At 43.5% G+C, this 23,513-nt stretch carries 16 protein-coding genes and 1 pseudogene; 10 read left to right on the top strand and 7 right to left on the bottom strand.

The features are described from left to right. Window positions 1–105 precede the first annotated feature (105 nt). Both EQO05_RS14260 and EQO05_RS14255 read right to left on the bottom strand, forming a co-directional pair. A complete protein-coding gene (locus EQO05_RS14260) occupies window positions 106–1,356 on the bottom strand; it encodes a Glu/Leu/Phe/Val dehydrogenase (RefSeq protein ID WP_240664744.1) in 1,251 nt (416 codons plus the stop codon). A 567-nt stretch (window positions 1,357–1,923) separates the two neighbouring features. Next, on the bottom strand, window positions 1,924–3,165 hold the full coding sequence (locus EQO05_RS14255) for an NAD(P)/FAD-dependent oxidoreductase (RefSeq protein WP_128507636.1): 1,242 nt from the start codon (window positions 3,163–3,165) through the stop codon (window positions 1,924–1,926). A 382-nt stretch (window positions 3,166–3,547) separates the two neighbouring features. On the opposite strand from EQO05_RS14255, the gene EQO05_RS14250 reads away from it, so the two are divergent. Beyond that, window positions 3,548–5,893, top strand: coding sequence for a phosphoadenosine phosphosulfate reductase family protein (locus EQO05_RS14250; RefSeq protein WP_128507634.1), 2,346 nt, complete (start codon window positions 3,548–3,550; stop codon window positions 5,891–5,893). A gap of 149 nt (window positions 5,894–6,042) precedes the next feature. Here the strand turns inward: EQO05_RS14250 and EQO05_RS14245 are convergent, their stop codons facing one another. Together EQO05_RS14245 and EQO05_RS14240 are read right to left on the bottom strand one after the other, a co-directional pair. Continuing rightward, entirely contained in the window at window positions 6,043–6,741 is a 699-nt protein-coding gene (locus tag EQO05_RS14245) for a hypothetical protein (RefSeq protein ID WP_240664742.1), read from the bottom strand. Window positions 6,742–7,137: 396 nt separating this feature from the next. Further along, on the bottom strand, window positions 7,138–7,464 hold the full coding sequence (locus EQO05_RS14240) for a hypothetical protein (protein WP_205793831.1): 327 nt from the start codon (window positions 7,462–7,464) through the stop codon (window positions 7,138–7,140). A gap of 372 nt (window positions 7,465–7,836) precedes the next feature. Between EQO05_RS14240 and EQO05_RS14235 the strand changes: the two are divergent. From EQO05_RS14235 to EQO05_RS14210, 6 genes and pseudogenes are all read left to right on the top strand, one after another. Beyond that, a pseudogene (locus EQO05_RS14235) lies at window positions 7,837–8,004 on the top strand (4Fe-4S dicluster domain-containing protein); the annotation flags it as partial. A gap of 232 nt (window positions 8,005–8,236) precedes the next feature. Further along, window positions 8,237–9,343, top strand: coding sequence for an AI-2E family transporter (locus EQO05_RS14230; protein ID WP_128507630.1), 1,107 nt, complete (start codon window positions 8,237–8,239; stop codon window positions 9,341–9,343). A 284-nt stretch (window positions 9,344–9,627) separates the two neighbouring features. After that, window positions 9,628–11,535, top strand: a complete 1,908-nt coding sequence (locus EQO05_RS14225) for a threonine--tRNA ligase (protein WP_128507628.1) — start codon at window positions 9,628–9,630, stop codon at window positions 11,533–11,535. Between the two features lie 400 nt (window positions 11,536–11,935). Further along, window positions 11,936–14,122 carry a DEAD/DEAH box helicase gene (locus EQO05_RS14220; protein WP_128507626.1) on the top strand — a complete coding sequence of 729 codons (2,187 nt, stop codon included), beginning with the start codon at window positions 11,936–11,938 and terminating at the stop codon, window positions 14,120–14,122. Window positions 14,123–14,524: 402 nt separating this feature from the next. Further along, entirely contained in the window at window positions 14,525–15,343 is an 819-nt protein-coding gene (locus EQO05_RS14215; protein WP_128507624.1) for a nitroreductase family protein, read from the top strand. Window positions 15,344–15,550: 207 nt separating this feature from the next. Next, window positions 15,551–15,805, top strand: coding sequence for a hypothetical protein (locus tag EQO05_RS14210; protein WP_128507622.1), 255 nt, complete (start codon window positions 15,551–15,553; stop codon window positions 15,803–15,805). 225 nt (window positions 15,806–16,030) lie between these two features. Here EQO05_RS14210 and EQO05_RS14205 read toward each other — a convergent pair whose 3' ends face one another. Continuing rightward, entirely contained in the window at window positions 16,031–16,288 is a 258-nt protein-coding gene (locus tag EQO05_RS14205) for a hypothetical protein (protein ID WP_240664741.1), read from the bottom strand. 417 nt (window positions 16,289–16,705) lie between these two features. Between EQO05_RS14205 and EQO05_RS14200 the strand changes: the two genes are divergently transcribed. Further along, on the top strand, window positions 16,706–18,259 hold the full coding sequence (locus EQO05_RS14200; protein WP_128507621.1) for a dicarboxylate/amino acid:cation symporter: 1,554 nt from the start codon (window positions 16,706–16,708) through the stop codon (window positions 18,257–18,259). A gap of 107 nt (window positions 18,260–18,366) precedes the next feature. On the opposite strand, the gene EQO05_RS14195 is transcribed toward EQO05_RS14200, so the two are convergent. Further along, window positions 18,367–20,130: an aldehyde ferredoxin oxidoreductase family protein gene (locus EQO05_RS14195; RefSeq protein WP_128507619.1), complete on the bottom strand. Its 1,764-nt coding sequence runs from the start codon at window positions 20,128–20,130 to the stop codon at window positions 18,367–18,369. Further along, window positions 20,127–20,645 (bottom strand): 4Fe-4S dicluster domain-containing protein, encoded by a 519-nt coding sequence (locus tag EQO05_RS14190; protein WP_128507617.1) that lies wholly within the window; start codon window positions 20,643–20,645, stop codon window positions 20,127–20,129. Before EQO05_RS14190 ends, EQO05_RS14195 begins: the two co-directional genes overlap by 4 nt. Before the next feature lie 822 nt (window positions 20,646–21,467). On the opposite strand from EQO05_RS14190, the gene EQO05_RS14185 reads away from it, so the two are divergent. Continuing rightward, window positions 21,468–22,418: a glycosyltransferase family A protein gene (locus EQO05_RS14185; RefSeq protein WP_164888578.1), complete on the top strand. Its 951-nt coding sequence runs from the start codon at window positions 21,468–21,470 to the stop codon at window positions 22,416–22,418. 493 nt (window positions 22,419–22,911) lie between these two features. Then, a complete protein-coding gene (locus tag EQO05_RS14180; protein WP_128507613.1) occupies window positions 22,912–23,193 on the top strand; it encodes a hypothetical protein in 282 nt (93 codons plus the stop codon). The last annotated feature ends 320 nt before the right edge of the window (window positions 23,194–23,513 follow it).

The raw sequence follows: 23,513 nt of genomic DNA, 5'->3' as shown, positions 1-23,513 counted from the left end.
CAGCCTCAGTTAGTTATGAGATTTTATGCTCCTGCTTATTCATAATATTCATTTTGAGATTTCAGTGAAGTTTCTATTGTCTTTGTTCAGGTCTTTTTCCGGCTTTCATATCCAGCCCCTTAGCTGCATGGCTTCAACCACTCTGCCGACAGCAAGGGTATATGCAGCCTGCCGCATTCCGACATTGTTTTTTGATGCGAAATCGTACACCGAATAATATGCTTCTTTCATTTTTCTTTCAAGGCGGCTCTGGACCTCTTTTTCTTCCCATTGCATGCCTGAATGGTTCTGCACCATCTCAAAATATGAAACAATTACACCGCCTCCGTTACACAGGATATCGGGTATGATGTGGACCCCATTTGAATTAAGAATTGATTCTCCTTCTACCGTTGTAGGGCCGTTAGCCATCTCGGCAAGAATCCTGGCTTTGACTCTTTCTGCATTCTCTCCGGTTATTACGTTCTCAAGCGAAGCCGGGATCAGGATTTCGACTTCCAGCTCCAGCAACTCCTCATTAGTCAGATTTTCCGCCCCGGTGTAGTCCAGTACCGAACCTGTTGAGTGCTTATGCCCTGACACGTCCTCAGGGTCAAGCCCGTCGGCTGAGAAAATAGCGCCTTTACTGTCGCTTACAGCCACGATTTTACACCCGAACAGCCGCTTTGCCAGGTAAGCGGCATGATATCCCACGTTTCCGAAACCATGGATTGCAACCCTTGAGTCTTTCAGGCTTATTCCAAGCTTTTCTGCGGCTTCCCGGATTGTATATAAGCCGCCTCTTGCCGTGGCATCGTACCTGCCTGCCGAACCTCCGAGACTCGTCGGCTTGCCTGTAAGGGCACCAAATACATTCTTGCCTGCGAGTTTCGAGTACTCATCCATCATCCAGGCCATGACCTGCGGATTTGTATAAACATCAGGGGCAGGGATATCTCTGTCCGGACCTATTATCTGATAAATCGCACGGATATATGCCCTGCTCAGGCGCTCGATTTCCCTGTGTGAGAGTTCTTTCGGGTTGCAAATAACCCCACCCTTTGCTCCTCCCAGAGGCAGCTTGTGAAGGGCGCATTTCCAGGTCATGAGGGCTGCAAGGGCTCTTGTCGTTTCCATGGTGTCCTCGGGATGAAAACGTACACCTCCTTTTGTCGGGCCCAGAGCCTCATTGTACTGAACCCGAAAACCTTTAAAAACTTTTATGGAACCATCGTCCATGTGAACAGGCAGGGAAACATAGAGTTCCCTCATAGGCATTTCCAGGAACGCTTCCATATCAGGTGTAAGCTTAAGACCTGCAGCGCAGGTACACAGATGCTGCTTAACATCATCAAGGAGCTTGGAACGAGATTCCACGATTACCCCCTTTAAATAATGGGCTATCGGAAGTTAAATATCTGCTGGAAAACTGATTCTTTCTCTTACCAGACTTCTTAAAACAGCAAGGTTTCCAGATTTTTTGCCCGTTTCGTGCTGTTCGGAAAAAATAAAAAAGCCTGGATCTCACATATCTATTGAAATGTAAGACGTAGAAGATTGTTATTAAGGTATTAACATATAATAACACGCAGATTCCTGATTGGTGCAGCAGTAAGCACTATTTAAACTGCTGTAAAAGTTATCCGCGTTTAAAAATATAAAAAGCATAAGGATACAAATAACTAATCCAATAGCCGATAGTTTGCCCATACTTCCCCCTGAATATTATTTATCTTATAGTTTCCCGCCGATTCTCCCCCAGAATTTCCCTATTTTATTATGCACTTAACTATTAAAAAAATATGCACTTTATAATTAATTAGAGAGTTTATTGGAAATGAATTATAATAATATCAATAACGTACCAGAACCAGAATAACTATAAATTTGTCATGAAGGGGATGCCAGGACAAATATATAAACAGTAAAAAGAAGTAATAAATTTTAAAAAAGTGTCCTTAAAAACGTTCCAAAAGCTTTCATAAGTCTTAAAGAGTTACCTGAAAACATGAGTTTCCTCATAAGGATAGACGGATGGTCCATATCCCCGTACTCGGTGATGGTGTTGAGAATAGACGGGGTATTCAGAGAACTTATAAGGTCATTCAGTTGCCTGTCCTCCAGCTTTCCCATGTAGTCATGGATTTTCATGCCTATTTCAAGTTCCCTTCCAAGGGATTTTCGCCAGACCTGATCATATTCGGAGAGCCGCTTTGCCGAGGTATCCCCTTCAAGCGCAGCCTCTGCTGCAACCTTTCCGGCGATTTTTGCCGCAAAAGCTCCGGTGTAGACTCCGCCTCCTGAGGTTGGCTTTGTCTGTCCTGCTGCGTCACCTGCCAATATAACCCCGTCAGTAACCGTTTTTTCCTGAGAGCCTATGGGAATTCCACCTACGATAAAATCAAGCATGCTTCCCGAATATCTCGCTTTTACGTGAGAATTGGAACGAAGGAATTTCTCAAGGTAGGCGAGGGAAGAATTCTCTTCCTGACCTTTTTTCCATGCAAGTCCGGGTTCAAGGGCAAGCCCGATTCTTGACACTTTTTCGTCAACCGGTACGGTCCAGGCAAAAAAACCGGGAGCAAAGGAACCGGGGAAAAGTTCCACAAAATCACTGTCATCCGAGGCATACGGAGCTTCTATCTGGATTCCCGGGAGTATGCGGGCAGGTTTTTCAAGCCCTGCATAGCTGGCTATCCGGCTTTTTACGCCGTCAGCCCCTATCACGACGGAGGTGCTTATTGTTTCGGGTCTGCCTTTCCGGAGTACCCTGAGTTTTACCTGAGAGTTCCCATTACTGATTTCGGGATTCGCTTTTTCAAGTTCTACAGCCCTTGTCCTGAGAGACAGTTCCGCACCTTCTTCGATAGCCATCACTGCGAGGGTGCGGTCGAAGTTTTTCCGCGAGACCACATATGCCCTTGTCTGCCTTCCATCGATTGGCAGGCACTGCCCATCCGGAGCATATACAGCCGCCCCGCGTACGGAATTGAACACAAACTCATCTGAAGGCTTGAGCTCGCATTCTGTAACCGCTCTGGTGCTCAAAAGCCCGGTACAGCCCACAGGCGACCCTATGGAAGCATGCTCTTCGATCAGGAGAACCTTTGCCCCGTTCAGGGCTGCATAGCGAGCCGCAGTTGATCCTGCAGGACCGGCTCCAACCACAACAACATCATATTTCATACCGTACTACCTTTGAGAGTGAACCTTTGCCATAGCAGGAAGCTTAATATACTCATAATTCATAGATATAATTTAAATTACAAGCTTAATATATGAATTAAGTTATATTTATGCGAAAGAAATTTTGATCGGGTAAATCCCTTTTCGACTTGAAAAATGTTTTTGTCGATGAGATTCTCTTTTATCGATCAGGTGATTCTTTGTTTAGTTTTTAAGTTCTTCTCTGTCTCCGATTGCAAAAGGTTCAGGTAAGATTTTTAGATCATGATAGCTTTTAAGCTTCACAATCTTAATATATTGATGATTATATCACCATGAGACTGAACCATAACTAAACTATCAAATACTTAACGATTTCCTCAAATCACTAACCAGGGTTTTCATGCAGCAGAAAAAAGAAAAGTTCCAGGCTTCGGATCAGCAGAAACCGCAGAGAAATAATCAGGGCAGAAAAAATTCCCGGATTCCGGATAAAAAAGCCTCGCAAAATCGAGATAATAAAGCTCCTCGTAGTTCGGATAATAAAGTTTCCCGACACCCGGATAAAAAAACATCCCAAAGTCCTGATAAAAAGAGTTTGCATACTCCGGCGGAAAAAATAGAAAACAAATCCGCAGGTTTCAGAAGAGGGCCTTCGGAGGGAAAGCAGGCTTCCAGCAAGAGCCGTGGCTCTGAAAGAAACCCGGACTTTGTCCACCAGAAAAAAAGCTCCCAGCGCTTCGAGTATGAAGACGATCAGATCTTCTGGTGTAAAAAATGTAACCTTCCCCTGATCGGGGAGGAATGTGGAAGATGTGGAGGCAGGGGAGAGCCCCTTAAGCTCTCTCAGCCTGCAGATGTCCGTTTTTGTTCTCCTTATGAGCGGGAAGTTCTGGACAGGCAGCTTTATTCAGCCTTTGGCTGCAATCCCCTTGCAAACAGGTTAATCCTGCTCAATAAAGTCCCTGGCGAGGATAAAACCGATGAAGTACTCGTAGACGGCTTTATTTTCGGAATTCTCCGGTTTGAGCTTTCGGAAATGAATTACAGCTTTGAACCTTCCCTCCAGGGAGCAAAGATTCTCCTGAAACACACTAAAGGCAGGAAAGTCGAACTTAAGAAAACACACAGGCACCTTAATGGAAAAAGCGTATCAGTGGAATCCATTGAAGCTTTCGACAGTAATATAAATGCAGGAGACTTCGTCCTTGTTACGGCAGGCAGCCTGACAGGTTACGGGGTTTCTTTAATTAATGCAGATCTTTTCAAAAATCCCTCTCAGCTGCAAAATCCTTCTCATCGGCGGGATGAAGCGGCTGAAGTCCGCTCTGAACCTGAATTACCGCCGGAATTAGAGACAAAGGTTCTCAGGATCAGGAAGGTTGACAGCAGTGAGGCTTCGCTTCATCCTGAAACCCCGGATCTGGGGGCATGCATAGAAGCCAATAAAAAACACCTTCAGGTTCTCGGGAAAAACGCGATCAACACTATCCGCGGGATTATCTCCAGAAAGGAATACAGGGACCTGCCTGTCTATGTATCCTTCAGCGGCGGAAAAGACAGCCTTGTGGTGCTTGACCTGGCAAGAGCTTCCCTTAAGCAGAGGGAACTCAGGGCTTTCTTCCTGAACACCGGGATTGAATTTCCGGAGACCGTCGAGTTTGTGCAGAGTTTTTGCAGGGAAAGGGAAATCCCTCTCAGTGAGGCAAACGCAGGTTCAGCCTTCAGGGAGCAGGTAGGAAAGTTCGGGCCTCCTGCAAAGGATTTCCGCTGGTGCTGTAAGGTCTGTAAGCTGGCATCGGCAGGAGACCTGGATGCAGGGAAGGAAACTCCCTCTCAAAAAAACGCCGGTGATGTGGCTTATCTGACAATTGACGGTAAGCGGAAGCACGAATCTTTCTCAAGGGCAAGGATTGCAGCAAGCGAAACCAATCCCTTTGTCCCTGCCCAGCTCAATATCTTCCCTATCAGGGATTGGAAAGCTATTGAGGTCTGGCTTTATATCCACTGGAGAGGGCTTCCCTACAATCCTCTCTATGACCTCGGCTTCGAGAGGGTGGGCTGCTGGCTCTGCCCGTCCGCTCTTGCTGCCGAGTATGCCAGAGTAAAGGATCTTCACCCTGAGATGTATGCGAAATGGAATGCCTTCCTGCTGGAGTGGGCAAAAAGCCGGGGACTTTCCGAAAAATTCGTAGAGCACGGATTCTGGCGCTGGAAGGAATTGCCTCCCAAGATGCTCAGGCTGGCTGAAGAGCTCGGGATTTCCGTGCTTCCCGGAGAAAACACTGAAGACTTTGATATTGAAGTCGTGGGAGGAATTTCCCCCTGCCGGGCAGGCGGTTTTTCAATAGAGGCAGGCGTTAAAGGCATAAAAGAAAAAGAAGCCGCAGGTTTTATCAATGTACTCGGGAGTACGGTTTATGCGGAAGACCTGGGAATGCTGCTGGTTAAAACCGGAACCGGAACTGTAAAGTTTTTTTCAAATGGGAATTTGCTTGCAAGTTCGGAAACAAAGGAAAAGGCGGTTTCGCTGTTTAAGGAGGCTGCAAAGCAGTTTGTAAGGCTTTCCCGCTGTACCGGATGCGGGATCTGCGTAAAAGCCTGCCCTGTCGGGGCAGTTTCTCTCGAAGGAAAAACGCCGCATGTAAACGAGGCCTGCATCAGGTGCGGAAAATGCACGGAATCCTGTGTGGTGACCAGATACTTTGATAAACTCGTACCTGACCTGGATCAGAGGTTAAAGGTGTAAAGAATCAAAAGTCTGGATATTGACCTTTAAATATTTTTTAAAAATTTCCTGATTATATTTATAGAATTTATGCACTTGAAGTACAAGATCAAGCAAGTTCAACTCTGATTGGTTTAGTGTTTTTAATTCGCCAACTCATCTTAGAATTTTTACATAAAAATTCTAACTACCCTATGATAGTGTATTATATATAAGATACTTAGCGCAGGCATCAACAGGAAGAATCCAATCAGTTGTATGTTTGAGACTATCTCAGACCAGAAAAATTGAATCATAAGCTCATCGATCAATCCCAGCCTCATCTTAACTGTCTGCACGATTATCGGAATAGCAATACAAAGAAGTGGTAACAAAGCAATTAGTTTCATCTCTTTTGTGATCTTTGTCCTGTCATAATCTATTGAAGGCAATAAGTAAATAAGCAAACTGATCGGAAGAATGACAACATAGATTACGAGGCTGGGCAACTGGTTATACGGAAAACCCAGGTAGAATATTTTATAAGTTATAGGGTAGATTGCAGTTTCCGCTAGTCTCTGAATGGGAAAGAAGAGCAATGCATAAAGCAGCGAATCAGGATGAGATCCATAAATCATAACTTCAGTATATCCGACCGCAGCTGACATGGTCTGATACGCACCAGCAATTAATAAAGGTACACAGCACAAAACTTTTCTGACATCCTTTCTGTTCTGGACAATATTCTGTCCAATAGAGACTATCGGTACGAAAAACAGAACAAACAATGCTGGTGTCATCACCAGGGCGACTATGTTTCCAAAGATTGTTAAGAGAAAAACAGCAAACCATATATACTGTAAAACAAAGAGAAGAGCCTCTAAAGGCATTATATTCTTAACTTTTAAGATGAATCGGCTAATAAAATTCATATGAATTACCGTTGATTTCATTTGTTTAATTTTGTAATTGAATTGAGAATTTACCTTTATCAATAATCTTTTTTTAATCTTGTTTGAGTGCTGTTTTTAAAAATTTGCGTTTCCTCATATCCAACTGAAAAGGCATATATATAGGATCTTAATGGTACAGCCACTAACAATTATAACAATATCACCGTCTTGCGAGCCTGCCCGGAATAAAGCTCATAATCAAATCCTGTATTCGTCTCACCTGCAAGATAATCACCCAGACTCCGACTGTCCCAAAAAAAATAAACTAATAAAGAAGAGATGCCTTTAAAGGCATCTTCATAAACATAAACACGATTTCAGATTATGTCAGCTTTACATGATATAATCATACAATCCATGGTTATATTTTGCGGTTTGTCTGACACATTGAGCGGTATAATACCCCACAGTTGCATCTGAAGTAAAGCCTTGTGGATCATTATTTATTTCATCCCAAATAGAGTCATAAAACTGAGCACTATAATCAGCGTTATCCTTAACTGCTTGTCCAGGTTCAGTCACAGTAATAGATTGAGTATTGCCACTGACATAGCCACCAAAGTTATAACCAGTATTCCATTGATAATAGATGTATGTTTCATACAGATCATGATTAACACTATTGAACCGATTCACCAAGAAATTATAAAACTGTTCCATCTTTACTATTTATCATTTTTTCTTTCTCCAAAATCCAACCATACAGATTGAATACACCGATAAATACGACCTGCAACTATAAAAAAATTTTCTGTATGTTGTATGATTTCATAAACCACGAAAAAAGCCAGAAGACTAGGAGGTAAAACCAAAAATACCTCCAGGTGCTTGAAAAAAACGCAATCAACACTATTCGCGGGATTATTTCCAGGAAGGAATACCTAGACATGTCTGCAATGTGTCCTTCAGTGGCGGAAAATGAGATCTTAAAATATTTGATTTGATGCGGAAATCCCTTGAGCAAAGATAACTTAAAGCTTTCTTCCTGAATATCGGGATTGAGTTTCCGGAAAATGTGAGTTTGTACGAAGCTGCGAGATCTGCGTAAAAGCCTGCCCGGTCGGAGCAATTTTTCTAGAAGGAAAAATCCCGCACGTAAGCGAAGCCTGCATCAGGTGCGGGAAATGCACGGAATCCTGTGTGGTGACCAGATACTTTGATAAACTCGTACCTGACTTGAGTAAAAAGTTGAAAGTGTAAATAATCAAAAGTCCGGGTTTCCAATCTTTCCTTTCTTTATGATATTTTTAAATAGTTTCTAATTATATTTAGATACTGCATTTTCCAATTAAATTTAGATACTGCACTTATATTATTTCCGCATATATTTGACTTTAAACCTGTCAATCTGGTTTAAACCTGTCAATTTGACTTAAACCTGTTAAATCGACTTAAAACTGCTATTATCTACCTATCTAAATGGAACTAAAAAATGAGATTGAGCCATACCCCTGACGGAGTAAGCCAGCTAATTGCCAGCCGCTGGAAAATCGGAGCTGCCCTGGCGGTAGCCCTGCTTCTGTACTTTTCTTTTCTAATCCTGCTGCCCCTGGCAGACGGAATCGTACTGGGCATAGTTTTTGCTTACATTGCCAGACCTATCCAGAAAAAATTCAGAAAGTATAGAAAAACCGGAGCTCTGATTGCCAGCCTGTTCATATTCGTCCCTATAGTATTCATTGTCGGGGCAGGCGTTGTTGAGATTCTTAATCAGATTTCCTGGGTTATCGAGAACCAGACAGCTGTTGCGGCAGCAATTCTCAATTTCGTAAATGCCATGGATATTCCGGAAAATATCCTGCAAAGCATTAATGCTGCTATCTGGGATCTCTTTACTTCGCTTCTTCCTGCAGTAGGCAGCATAGGGCTTCTTTCTTATGCGCAGAGCATTGGGCTTTTTTTCATTAATTTTGTAATTTCGATTATCTTCTGCTATTTTATACTTGCTGATGGCGACCGGCTTTACTGCGCTTTCCTTGGCGTGATCCCTCAGGAGTACAAGGAAATAGTAAATCGTTATGCGAGCCATCTCGACCTGATCCTCAAAGGAATTTTCATCGGTAATGCCTATTCTGCCCTGATAGTAAGCGTAACCTCGGTGCTTGTTTTCTATGCATTTGGGTTTCCTCATGTACTGGCCCTTGCAACCCTTGTATTCATAGCTTCGATAATTCCCCTTTTTGCAGGGTATATGGTACTTATACCTCTTGCTTTAATGCGTTACCTGGAAGCAGGGCTTGAGAGTGCAGCGCTTTTCTTCACAGTCTCTTCCCTTATAATCTACGGTCCTCCTGAACTGATTCTCAGGCCCTACCTGACCAGCCTGAAATCCAGAATTCATCCCATGCTGCTAATGCTTGCCTTCATCGGAGGCGCTTTTGTAGGAGGAATTGCAGGTTTTTTTGCAGCCCCTATTCTTCTCGGAGCTCTGGTTGCGGCTTACAGGGTTTACCAGGAACAGGTCAATCCCGAACTTGTAGAAGCTAACCTCGAAGTCAAGAATATTGTATACTCCTGCAGGGCTGGTTCAGAAAAATAATTTCCAGAGATCAGGCTCCGGTCAAGAGCTGAAAAAGCCTGAGACCTGAAAGCTTTGCATGATATGATAAAAATACCAATCGAAAGGGATTGTTTTATATCGTTGAAGGATATTAGGACTGTCATATATTCTTCTCTACTTCCTTTAAACGGGATTTACTGACGGTGCATCCCCAGACAATATTATATAAATCAATCATTTGCTTCAACCGAATCAAATCCTGAACAAAATTCCAGACCGAAGTTAATTCGGAATAAAATCCCATTGTGAAAACAGGTGATAGAATGCAGTTATTGCTCATTCACTCTGATTATATTGAATACGAAACCAAAAAACAAACTCCAGTAGCTGAAAAAATCGAAGAGTCCTTAAAGTCCGGCAGGCTTGAGGAAGCACTTACCGCTTTTATGGCTGTGGAAAGCGTAGATGAGACAAATCCTGAAGAAACCATAGAAAAGACGGTTTCCGAGATCGAAAAGGTAGCTGCCCAGGTTAAAACCGACCGTATAATGCTCTATCCTTACGCTCACTTAAGTTCGGACCTTTCCTCTCCGAAAGTTGCAGTACAGGTTCTTAAAGGAATAGAAACTGCGCTCTCAGGTAAATATGAGGTCAAACGTGCTCCTTTCGGGTGGTATAAAGCCTTCAGTATAAGCTGTAAAGGGCATCCGCTTTCCGAACTCTCCAGAAGCATCCGTCCTGAGGCGGCGGCAAAACCGGCAGGCAGGGCAGAAGCAGCCGGGGATAAAGAAGAGGTTGTTTCCGAAGCTCTCAAAGCCGAAGGTACGGCAAAGTCCTACTGGCGCATACTTACCCCTGATGGCGAACTTCACGAAGTTGAGAATTTCGACCTTACCCCTTATCCCAAACTTCAGCAGTTCGTAAACTACGAAATTTCCAAGAGCAGGGCTGTTGAGCGGGCTCCTCCCCATGTGGAGCTTATGCGGAGGCTTGAGCTTGCGGATTACGAGCCAGGGTCCGATTCAGGAAATATGCGTTATTATCCCAAAGGAAGGCTTGTAAAATCCCTCCTTGAGAACTACGTGCTTGATGTCGCAACCGATTTCGGGGCAATGGAAGTCGAAACTCCTATCATGTATGACATGAACCATCCGACCCTGAAAAAATATCTTGACAGGTTCCCTGCAAGGCAGTACTCCATCGAGTCCGACAAGCGGCAGATGTTCCTGCGTTTTGCAGCCTGTTTCGGGCAGTTCCTTATGAACCATGACATGACGATTTCCTACAGGAACCTGCCCCTTCGGATGATTGAAATGACCCGTTACAGTTTCAGGAAGGAACAGCGGGGAGAACTTGTAGGTCTGAGAAGGCTTCGGGCTTTTACCATGCCTGACATGCACACCCTCTGCGAGGACATGGACCAGGCTGTGGACCAGTTTAAGCAGCAGTATGACCTCTGTATCGATGTGCTTGAGAATATGGGAATCCACATTAGCGATTACGAGGTTGCTATCCGCTTTACCAGGGACTTTTACGAGTCGAACAAAGAGCTTGTAGTCAGTATGGCAAGGACGGTCAACAAACCCGTGCTCGTGGAGATGTGGGATACCCGTTTCTTCTATTTCGTGCTCAAGTTCGAATTTAACTTTGTAGATGCCCTTGAAAAGGCAAGTGCCCTTTCCACAGTCCAGATTGATGTCGAAAATGCCGAAAGGTACGATATTTCCTACGTAAACCCTGAAGGCAAACTGGAACGTCCGACCGTGCTTCACTGCTCTCCGAGCGGGGCAATCGAGCGCTGTATTTACGCCCTTCTTGAAAAAGCTGCAATGGAAACCGAAGAAGGAAAGGTTCCAATGCTGCCTGTCTGGCTTTCTCCTACCCAGGTCAGGATTGTGCCGATCTCAGAAAAGCACATCGCTTTTGCCGAAGAGGTTTCACAGAAACTGGACTGCAGAGTTGATATTGACGACCGTGACCTGTCAATAGGAAAGAAAGTCAGGGAAGCGGGCAGGGAATGGATCCCTTACGTAGTTGTCATTGGAGACAAAGAACTCGAAGAAGGCACAATTAACGTAACAATCCGGGCTGAATCTGCACAGGATAAGCCCAAAAAAGCGCAGATTACTCCGGAAGAACTCAGCACACTGGTCAGAGGCGAAATCGCAGGAAAACCGTACAGGAAACTGCCACTTGCAAAATTCCTGTCTGCAAGGCCAAAGTTCTTCTGAGATCTTTAAAATTTCTAAGCCCTTTCAAATAGGTTTTTCAGAAGCCGGTGAAGGAAGCAAAAATTCCTTATTTGCTTCTTCCTTCTGGCTTTTTTGGCATAACATATATATTGACGTAATTCTTATTATTGAAAAGGGATTCGTTTTAAATAAAAGCAGTTCCAGGGTTATTCTTTTCCGCTTCTGGACGAAAATATCCTGACGCAAGTTTTTCTAAACTTAAATTTTTACTAATTGTTTGTAAGTTGCGGGGAGTTACTTCTTATCAGGTTTACAGTTGTATGCAGCATTTCCTGCTACATGGCTATACCAGTTTCCCAGAAACCTCTTATAAGGCACTTTCTGGTTTTGAGTTGGAATAATAAGTTTCTACACTGAAAAGTATAAGGACAGTATACTGATGACAGATTCAAATGAAATCCCGGCTGGCATGGAAACCATCGAGCTTGAGCCCCTCAGGGAAGATAAAAAGAGTATCTTCGAGGATATTCTGAGATATTTTGAAACAAATCAGAGAGGCTATATCAAGGTTCCCACAGGCTGGGGTAAAACCTTTCTTTCGAAACATATTATGAAAAAGTACTATGACGAGGGAAAGCTTGTGCTTTTCCTGGTCTCGAAAAATAACCCTCTTCTTAGCCAGACATATTATGATAGGAAGAAAAACCAGCCCCTTTTTCCCAATAGCGAGCTTCTCTCGTCCGAACATAGGGTGAACAGAAAAGAGCTTGCTGAGACTTTGAAAGCTCTCGGGCAGAAAAAGGGCGAAGGATTTGTGCTTTTTGCCTCTCTGCAAACCGTGCTCGGGAAGCAGAGTTCAGAGATTAAAGATCTGATTCTTGAATTTACCGATCTTGTGATTGTGGATGAGATCCATAATTTCATCAATAACCGGGGAAATGATTTCCTTAATGAAATAGGGGAAAGGACAAAAATTCTGGGAATGACCGCAACTCCTTTCCAGGGTGTTGTCGGGAATGTCAAGTTCGTGGATGAAATTGCAGGGGATATGAGGGAAGTCTACGCAAAAACCCTTCCTGAGTGCATTCTGGATAACGAACTTGCACCGCTTAAGTATACGATTGCTGAAAGTTCGGAAGATATCTTTGAAATCTTTGATTTTGAAAAAGGACTTGACGAGCTTGATAAGCAGGATCTTTTCCTTGACTGCAGCACCCCTGACAAATTGAGAAAGGTAATCCGAAGAACCCAGCTTGCAAAAGAAGTGTATGACTCTATGGTAAAGCAGAGGCATGCAAAAACGCTTATCTTTTGCGCCCCTGTAAGGAAGCGTGTCTACGGCGCAGGAGCAGACGGTGAGGAAATTAACGCTTTCCATGCAAAACTCACCTCCTCGGTTTTTAACGGCGAAGTTTCGGTTACCGAATTAGAAAAGGATGCTGAACCTGTTCTACCTCTTGATTTCGAGAATTATAAATCTGAAGGGGAGTTCAGGGACACGGTTTTCATAAGCTCCGAACTGCCCAGAGATGAACAGAGTGCTATTCTTACTGCTTTCAGGGAACTGGGAAAGCCCCCCTATGTGCTGTGTACCGTGGGCATGCTGATTGAAGGTTTTGATTTTCCGGGTCTGGAAGCCCTTGTTTTGCTTCGCCCCACCCTGAGCATGCGTCTTTTTGAGCAGCAGGTTGGAAGGGTGACCAGGCTTTCCCCAGTGTCAGGAAAGCAGCGGGGCAATATCTTTGAGATTTCAGACAATATTGATTCTCTCTACCAGCGTTTTGGAGAAGGTGTTTTCTCCGGAGAAAAGGTGGATCAGGTCCAGATGCTCCAGCCTGAGATCCGACTTGAAGAGCTTTTCTCAGAAGGGGATGCAGCCAGGGCGATCGAGGAAGGTAAGATCGAGATTAAGAAAGTGGAACTCGGACCCCGCAGAAAAGGGAAAGGTAAAGGCGCCCAGGTCACGGAAATCCCTGTAAGGCTTCCTCCGACTGCTATTCGGGCAAAATACTTCTCCCGCCTGCTCGCGCTGACCGAGGAAAAGGACATCGGGGCTTTTGAGCGGGAAAAACGCGAACTCATGCGGGCTACCCTGAGATTCCGGGTCAGGGAGCCCAGGGACGCAGAAGAGCTTGCAGAGCTCTCAGGCAACATAAATAAGCTCAAGCGGGAAGCCTATGAAGACCGCAGGCTTGGGGACGTTTCAAGGCAACACAAACCAAAGGTTTTTGGTGAAGTCGAATGGCTGCTTAAACTCCAGGCTTTAAATTCCCTTAAGTACGAAGGAGGGCATCTCTCAATGCCCGAGAAAAACCGGATTTTGAAAATCCTGGGTTTTGAGCCTGATTTCCGGAGGATCGACAGTCTGAGGCTCAAATGCCTTAAACTCGGTTCGGCGCAGAAGACCATTCCTGAACTTGTAAAGGTGCTCGGGTTCGTAAGCCGCCTCTCATCTTCGGAAACCTACCAGTTCCTTGACAAAAAGAAAAAAGAACAGTGGAAACGGGAGTTCCTGCCTGCGGTTTACTGGGGTTTCTGCTTTATCAATGATTCTTCGGAACTGAAGGAACTCTTCGAGTCCACGGAATGGGACAGGCGGGTTAAGAACATTATCAGGCAGAAGTAATTCTTTCATGCAAAAAATAATTCTTTCATGCAAATGGTTATTAGGAATGAATCAGGAGAAAATTTACTTCTCTTTTTTCTTTTCTCTATATTCATTCATCTTTTTTAGAAATCCTTTTATGAACATGAATATTAAAACCTGTAAAATCTTTCTTTCGAAGATAAATGATTTTTTAAGAATCAGTTTTAAGAATCAGTTTTAAGAGACGCAGTTTTAAGTTCTGAATCCGGTTTAAATAGGAGGGTGCAGCCTTTTATATTTTTACCAGGCAATAACATAATAAATAAAGTTCCATGGTCGAAGAACTACAGGCAAAGAAAAAGAAAGGTAAATAAATGCTGGCTGCTGTGTAAATATTCGTTTTTATCAGGGTTTGATACTTCTTAGCAGGTTTTGATACTTATGGCTCAAATTATCGTTGATGAGGATAGCTGCACGCGCTGCGGCATTTGTGTGAAGATTTGCCCCTCGGGCATTATCGGTCCGGTTGATGAGGATCACCTCCCGCAGGTGCAGGAAGAATATGCTTCCCATTGCATATACTGCGGGCATTGTGAAGCGTTTTGCCCTTCACAGTCCCTTGTTCTGAACCTCCGCCCTGATGAAAAAGTTCCCCTGCTGGCAGGCGCAGGCACAATTTCCCCGGAGGATATAGGGTTTTATCTTAAAAAACGCAGGTCTGTACGGCATTATACCACAGAACCCGTGCCGAGGGAGAAAATCCTCGAAATACTCGATATTGCCCGCTATGCCGCATCGGGCACCAACGGTCAGCCAGTTGAGTGGCTGGTTGTCCATAATCCGGATAAAGTCAGGAAGGTTGCCGAATTAACCATTGAATGGATGAAAAGCCTGGTAAACACCCCGCATCCCATGAGCGGCTACGTGCCAGCGCTTATCTCGGCTTGGGAGCAGGGGAACGATGTTATCTGTCGGGGTGCCCCGCACCTGGTTTTTGCCCATATCCCTGAAGAAAGCCCGATTGCACCTGTTGATGCCATTATCGCCCTCACCTATTTTGATATAGCTGCGCCGGCATTCGGAATCGGCACCTGCTGGGCGGGCTTTGTTGCGGCAGCATCCACCTTTTATGAGCCTCTCCAGAAAGAACTCGGCCTGCCCGCGGGAAGAAAATTTGCCTATGCAATGATGTTCGGCTACCCGCAGTACAAAGCATATGGAATCCCTCGCAGGAAACCTCTTCAGGTTACATGGCAGTAAGATTCTTAGATTCGAGAGGGTTTAACAGATTTTAAGAAGCTCTAAGAGTTTTCAAAACTTTAAGAGCTTTTAAGGATTTTTAGAAATTTTTAAGAATTTATAAGAGATTTTGATAACTATTTATCGTCTCTCTTATGTTTTAGAGAATGAACTAATTAACAGGAAATGTTATTATAAAGAAATAAGGAAATAAGAGAGGTTCAGAAAATGGACATATTGAAAAAAATCTTTGGTAAAAAAGAAACTGAAACCAGAAAGGAATCTAAAAAAGCTAGAGATGACGCAAAAAGAGAGAAAATAAGAACGCCTTCACCGGCAAAAACCTCAATCATTGATAAAGTTAAATCGCAAAAAGAACAGAATGCAAAAAAGCCACCAAAAGGTAAAGCTGAACGTGCAGCACAGAAAGCCGCCCAAAAATCAACACAAAAAGCGGCGCAGAAAGCAGTAAAGCGCAGATAATTGCTCATTTTTCTTTTTTATTTTCAATTTTTATTGTAATTTAAATTTAGCAGTTTATTATAATTTACATTCGGAAGATCGGCACTGGGTTTTGAAATTTTTTACCGACGGCGCTTCTTTTAGTCGATGCTTAACACAGTGTAGTTTGCCTGTATCTCTTTTCTTTATCCGGGGGATTTTCCTTAGGATAGTAATTTATAGCTTCTACGAGTCTGTCAATAAAACCTATCTGTCCTTTCCGGATTTTTTTCTTAGCCAGCTCAATTTCAAACCAGCCTGCTTTGTCGACCTCGGGAAACTCCTGTACCTTCCCGGAGTTGCAGTGTCCAGGGGGACTTCATGCTTTTCGAGTAGCCCTTCAGGTATTGACCAGGCTCCATCATCTTTTCTCGTCCAGAATGGCCCGCCCGGATGAACCAGCATTACTTCGAGTCTTTCATTCCTGAACCTGAACAGAAGGATGCCATAACTATAAACACTCACTTTTCTACTTCCTCTATAGATTGCTTTGATCTTCAGGTTTTATAATATTTTTATTCCGGAGCAGAATATGAATTTCATCTTTTAACTCGCTGTTTCCATAATGTTTGGAATTGATTAAATTGGGTTTAACTACCGGGTTTAATTAGCAGATTTAAACTTAATGTTTAAAATTATAATCTGTTATGGATCTCCCTCACAAATAAATCACCTTAAATATTTTAATATATTCTCCTAAATTTTTATATAATTTAATGAGTAAGTAATATACAATTAGCTAAATTTCTCGAAAAAGAACTGAGCACTTGAAATGCACCACAGTCTGGAATTCCCTACAATTTGAATTAGGCTAAAGTTATAAATTCCTTATAAGTTGAAATTCCGTATAACTGAATTCCCTACAATTTTCCCTGTGATCCCATGAAAGACAAAAATAACCGTTATATTCCTGACCCAAAAGAGTTTGCCCGTGAAATTGCAGAGGAGACCCGACTGCTGCGCCAGGAAATTGCGGACGGAATCACGCACATTTATTATCCTCTGGATTTAAGGCGCAATGACTCTCTCAAAAGCCTGAGCCGTATCCTTCGTGATTTACTGGAAAAGAAACTCTGGCTGAAAATCCTGATAGCTATGGGGCTGGGGATGCTTTTCGGGCTTTTTCTGGGACCCTTCGGAGGCTACGTTGATCCTGTCTCTGCCGAGATAATAGGAGAATGGATCGCCCTTCCCGGCTATATCTTCCTCGGGCTCCTGAAGATGATTGTTGTCCCCCTTGTTTTTGCATCGATTATCCTGGGGGTAGCCTCAAGCCAGAGCCTCAGCGAGTTAAAAAAGACGGGGCTCTTTACCACCATTTACTTTGTAGCGACCACAGCAATTGCAACGGCAATAGGGCTTGGGATGGCGCTTTATATCCAGCCCGGACAATACATAAGCGGAGACCTTATCGAAAGTGCGCTTGGAGGTGAGGCTCAGATGGTATCTACCAATCTGGCTTTTGACCCTTCCATTCTGACTCTCCCTTCTTCGCTTGTTGGAGGACTCCTTCCTGCAAACCCCCTCGGAGCCATGGTTAATGGAGAGATGCTGCAGGTTGTCATTATTGCAATCATTATAGGGGTTGCTCTCGTTTCTCTGGAGAAAAGCCAGTCCACCCCTATGGTCAGCTTTTTAAATTCGGTACAGGCTATCTGCATGACTGTGGTCAAATGGAGCATGTCGCTTGCCCCGATTGCCGTTTTCGGGCTCCTTACCAAATTTACTATAAAGCTCGGAATAGATGCCTTCATGGGGATGGCGATATATGTCGGCACAGTGCTTGCAAGCCTGCTGCTTCTCATGTGTTTTAATCTGTTAGTTGTCTCTCTCGTTGCCAGGTACAATCCTTTTGACTTTTTAAAGGCTATCCGCGATGTCCTGCTCCTTGCCTTTTCGACTTCAAGCTCTGCTGCGGTTATGCCCCTGACTCTCAAAACAGCAGAGGAAAAACTGGATGTTAGACCATCGATTTCCCAGTTCGTGATCCCTCTCGGCGCAACCGTGAATATGAACGGGACCGCGCTTTATCAGGGTGTGGCAACGGTTTTCCTGGCTGATATCTTCGGGATAGACCTCGGACCTCTCCAGCTCATTTTCGTGCTTGTCATGGCTGTTGCAGCTTCCATAGGAACTCCTTCAATCCCGGGCGTGGGGATTGTCATCCTTGCGATGATCCTGAGTAGTGTCGGAATTCCTACAAGCGGGATAGCGCTTATAATGGGGGTGGACAGGATTCTTGACATGAGCAGGACTGCAGTAAATGTGGCCGGAGACCTTGTAACCTGTAAGGTTATGGACCGGCTGCTTGGAGAAAAAACAGAAATATCGCTCGGAGAAGCTACTGTCAGGGCTCAAAAGGTTTCTGAGGACAGAAAAGAAGAAAAGGTTTCGGTAAACAGTGAGCTCCCAGTGTCCGAAAGTTCCAATGTTTGAGCCCTGTTCATAATGTTTACTCTGCATCCCGGTACCCACCACATTTTTCTGCCGGAAGCTTCTACCATACATGCTTACCGAAAATTCTTTTTCGCGGGATCTCTTACTCACACCCCTCTTTTTTCCCTGTACATTTCTATTGCCCTCCTGACCCTTTCCTCCTCGACCATTCCCGTAGTCGAAGGGGTCTCAAAGAACCTTTTCGGGAGAGTAAGATTTTCGAATTTGAAACCGAACTTCTTCTTGAGTTCATATTTTTTCCTGAAAATATCCTTACCTAACTCCTTCAATTCTTCTTCGGTTCGATTTATTCCTATTGATTTAAGAGCCAGAATAACGTTTTCGTATGTATAGACATTCCTCCCAAAGAGGCAGGGAACCAGACAGTTAAGGATACTTCTGCGGTCTTCTTCTTCAATTATGGTATCTACAATTTCCTCATCCGAAATTGGATGGTTAAAGGCTTTCTGGTCTGCGGTGTACCCTGCATTATCAAGATGGGAGTGCCGGAAACCCACCGCAAGCCCGACGATATTCCCAAGCCCGGTGTGATAGCCAGGAATTTCCAGGCCTCCGAGCTGGATTGCAAACTCTTCTCCTCCGTATTTCTTTGAGGCATAGGCTATGCCCTTCCCGAGAGCCCTGTAAAAGTCATTCGGAGCCTTGACTAAAAGATCTATTGCCCTGAGATATGCACCTTTATCTCCCCAGGAGAGCTCAAGCCCCAGGGTTTCATCGGTGGAGATTTTTCCGCGCTGCTGCATTTCCGTAGCCCAGGCGAGTACGACTCCCATACTGATTATATCAACCCCTGCCTTTTCACAGGCTTCGATAAGCTCGAGCACGGCTTCAGGGTCGGCTACTCCAAGGTTCGAGCCCAGGGCATAGATCAATTCGAAATCGTAGGAAATATTCAGGGCTTCATACTCATGGGCTTTTGAGAAAGCCCGCTTCAGCATGGCTATATGGATACATCCGATCGGGCACCCGGCACAGGAAACCCGCCTGAGAAGGTACTTTTCGGCAAAAAGCTCCCCTGATATGGTTTCAGCTCCTTCGAAGAAAGCTGACTGCAGGTTCCGGGTAGGCAGGCCCTTAAGTTCATTCAGCACGAGAATATTTTCGCTTGTGCCCAGGTTATGGTATTTCTCGGTAAGCCCGGTTTTTACAATCAAGTCGTAAAGCAGATTGCAGGTCTTCCGGTAGGCATTATGCTCAGGGCTTTTTAATTCACGGTTTCCTGAGATAAGGACTGCTTTAAGTTTCTTTGCCCCAAAGACCGCTCCGAGCCCGAGGCGCCCGAAGTGGCGATAAGTATCAACATTAACATCTGCATACGTAACCCCCATTTCTCCTGCAGGCCCTATCCGGATAATACTCCGCCTGCCTGCACCGGGCTCTACTTCACGCAGAATTTTCCCTACATCAATTGCTGAAGAGAGGTGCCATATAGAAGATGCATCCCTGAAAGTAACTTTGTCGTCGTGGACTGCCACGTATACAGGGTATCTGGAGGCTCCCTTTATAACAATTGTTTCATACCCGGAATAACGCATGGACATGGCAAGATGTCCGCCCGCATAGGATTCTCCCAGCTCTCCATTATGAGGGGAGCGGAACAGTGCAACAGCCTTGGTACATGTAGGGTATATGCCCGAAAGCGGGCCTGTGCTGAGGATGATCGGCATTTCCGGGTCAAGCGGCCCTGTACCTTCTTTATACTCTTCAAGCATGAGGTTTGTGGCGACTCCCACGCCTCCCAGATATTTCTCATAAAGGTCCGGTCTTTCCTCAACGTGGTAGCTCTGGCTGCCCAGGTCGATATAGAGTATATTCTTAAGCCCCTCGATAGCGTACTCTTCGGTTGTCATTCTTCCTCCCCAGGCTCTTCTCCCCCGTAAAGGTCTTTATGAGACGCAGTAGGGCTGACCGGACTTGTATCCGGAGCCGGGCCGGTATCCGTAATTTTTACTTCCCCACTGTCCTCTACCTCAACCATTTCCAGCACATCATGGGGACAGAACTTAGGGCAGACCCCACAGTGCTTGCAGATTACGGCTTTATTTTCTGCGTCCAGATGAATGGCTCCCATTAAACAGGCTTCGATACAGTTGCCGCAACCGTCGCAAATCTCTTTATTGAGATTTACTCCTCCTCCCTTCCGTTTTGACAGCGCACCAAGCGGGCAGGCTCTCATACACGGAGGATCTATACAGGCATGACAGACAATTTGAACATAAGGTGTTTCGATCCCGCCGCGTGTCTGGATATCAATCCGGCTGTTTTTCAAAGATATGGTATCGTACCAGGTCCTTGCGCAGGCCATCATGCAGGAATAGCAGCCTATGCAACGGGCTGGATTAGCGACCTTTAATCTTTTTGCCATTATTTCCCCCTCTGAGTCCTATTTTTAGAAAGTATGCATCCCCGGTTTATATAATCTGGTATCGAAGTGCAGCAGTAAATCAAGCCAGAAGACTTCGGAACAGGCTTCCGAAAAACGGCAAGGCTTTCCCGTATTACATATAAGACTGCATTCAAAGAAACGCTTTCTTTAATGTAAATCGAAAAGTTTTTATTCTTAACTCGCGTAAAAGGAAAGTGGATTCCGGTCTGAAGACCAATTAAATAAATATCTATCGAAGACAAGCTCGCCTGGAAGGTTCGTATGCAACAGATTGAGATGATACAGCAAAACAAGATGATGCAGCAAAACAAAGTGATAATCGGTACTTTCAGTGCACTTTTTACTTTGTTGATGCTTATCGGCCTGTTCTGGGTCTGATGCGGTGTCTCTGCGAATTCCGCAGGGAATGGCAGTTTTACTTTATAAAGGATGGAAAGTTTTCCCCAGGACATAAACGGCTTCTCGTGAAGCGAAGATGCAAAAAGTTGTGCCTGTCGGAGCCGGGGATTTTTCTTTTCGGTTCCTATCAGTTTTTCAACCTCAACCACTTGTTTTAATTTCCTTTTAATCCGAATGAATCAGGATTTCCCTGGTTTTTTTCCGGTTTTTCCCTCACAGGTCCCATGAAGTGCAGTATCAGTTTTTTATCGCCAATATAAGGCATGTCTAAGTAAAAGGTTCCAATCAGGTATTTGAGTCTTCAAATTACTGTTGTATTTAAAAATAGAAATGAAAAAACCCTTATTACTATAAATGAATTATAAAATAGGAGCTGTTTATTGGAATGTGATCTGTGGGGGCATGGTCATAGTTTCAGTTGTAATTCCTCTTTATAATAAAGAACCACATGTTAAAAGAGCGTTAAGGTCTGTCCTGAAACAAACAATACAGGATTTTGAAATAATTGTCGTCGATGACGGGTCAACCGATAATAGTTTAGATAAAGTTAAAAGTTTCAGTGATCCGAGAATCCGGTTGATTGTTCAGGGGAACTCAGGCGTTTCAACAGCGCGCAACCGGGGAATTGACGAAGCGAAATCCGGGCTTATAGCCTTTCTTGATGCGGATGACGAATGGATGCCGGATTATCTTGAGACGATTTTAAGGCTTCGGGAAAATTATCCGGGTGCAGGCATGTATGTAACCTCCCTGAGAACTGAATTTATTGAGAATGTATTGATGGACAAAGCTGAAGAATTAAGGAAACTAATTCCGGATGAAGGATTAATACGGAATTATTTCAGGGTATGCCTGAAAAAAAATGCTTCAGAGCGTGAATTATTCAGTACGTCCTCTGTAACCGTTCCTAAAAAAATTTTCCTGGAAATTGGGGGATTTCAAACCGGTTTCTGGTGGGGTGAAGATGTTGATATGTGGGGCAGAATCGCCCTGAAATATCCGATTGCATACAGCAGCCAGGTCTGTGCGGTTTATTACCAGAATTTTGTAAACAGCGCCTCGCAGAAGAAAAAGCCTGTAGAGATTCACCCTTTTGTAAAAACAGGAAAAGAAGCTCTCAAGTTTGGTGGAGTGCCGCATGAATTCGTAACCGATCTGGAGGAATACATAAAGCACGTTGAGATGTACACAGCAAAACATAACATAGAAGCCGGCGATAAAAACCTGGCTTTTGAACTTCTAACCAGAAATGACATTAAGTTAGCTTATAAAAAAATCTTGCTCAGCACAATTCTTTCAAGAGCCATAGAAAATAATGTTCCGGCATTGTCTAAGTTTGCATTAATAAAATAATGTTTTGCTTTAGTGGCCAGTGACAGATGTCGAAATTTGTATTTGCATAGTTGAGAGAGTGTGCAGGTTCAGAGGACAAATAATATAATAAGACCTATACGATAGGACCTATAAATCCTGAGGGATTAATGATTTTAGAAAACCTGTCTATCGCCTATGGAATAACTATTTACTAAAGCACATGACGGGCTTTAACCGATAGTGTTTTTATTTTGCAGGCCAACAAAATTGAGAAATCTGCTTATTTTTCATTTGTAGCAAGACTTGTATAATTATGTAAAATTTTTAATTTAGATTAGTGAACATGCTACTTTTTATTTTAAATTTGCATTATCAATGTTTTGATAAAAGGTACAATTCTGAAAAATGATTAAAATTAATAAAAAATTGATTAAATAATATTCAAAATAACTGTTTTTTGGACAAAATAAGAAAAAATTAATAGATCCTATCTAATTTGCTTAAACGAAATTAATTTGTACGGAGAAAAAGTTTGCCAGGCAGCCAGATAACAATGGATTCAAGATGGTTGAAGTTAGTGGCCTCATGTTTTTTTCTTTTCCTTAGCTCGGCGACATCACTGGGCTTCATATGGAGTGTGATTTTGGGCATGATGTTTTTTATATTGCTGAAAATTTCACCTTTTAATAAAGAATGGGTCCAGACAGGATATGATGAAGCCAGGGAATTAAAAAAAGAATATGAGACGATGCTTTTTATTATTATTGGAACAGCCATATTTTATGGCTTCTTACAACTCACTTTCAATGTTTGAAGGGTTTTACTGATATTGTTTATTTTTCATAACTTGTGTGATTCAAAGGGCTAAACTCTCAGGTTAAAGTATAAGTAATTCCAGGGCTCTCTATACAATTTTCTTAGGGATATGACGAATTCAGGGGTATTTTCAGAGCGTCTTAGATTAGCTTACAATCGTTCAGAAAGCGAAGATTCAGTCTTAATTTCACCTTTGACCTGATTTCGTGCCTCAACTCAAAATAAAAGTTAATATAACTAAGGCTCTGTAGAAATCCTCTAAGTTCTATTTTTACCCAAAAATATATAAAAATAAAATTGTAAAAATGCTCCTTATTT

Origin of the sequence: Methanosarcina sp. MSH10X1 (assembly GCF_004099695.1) — an archaeon.
Classification (GTDB): Archaea; Halobacteriota; Methanosarcinia; order Methanosarcinales; family Methanosarcinaceae; genus Methanosarcina.
The sequence above is the reverse complement of the archived record's forward strand: the minus strand, read 5'-3'. Positions and strand labels throughout refer to the sequence as shown.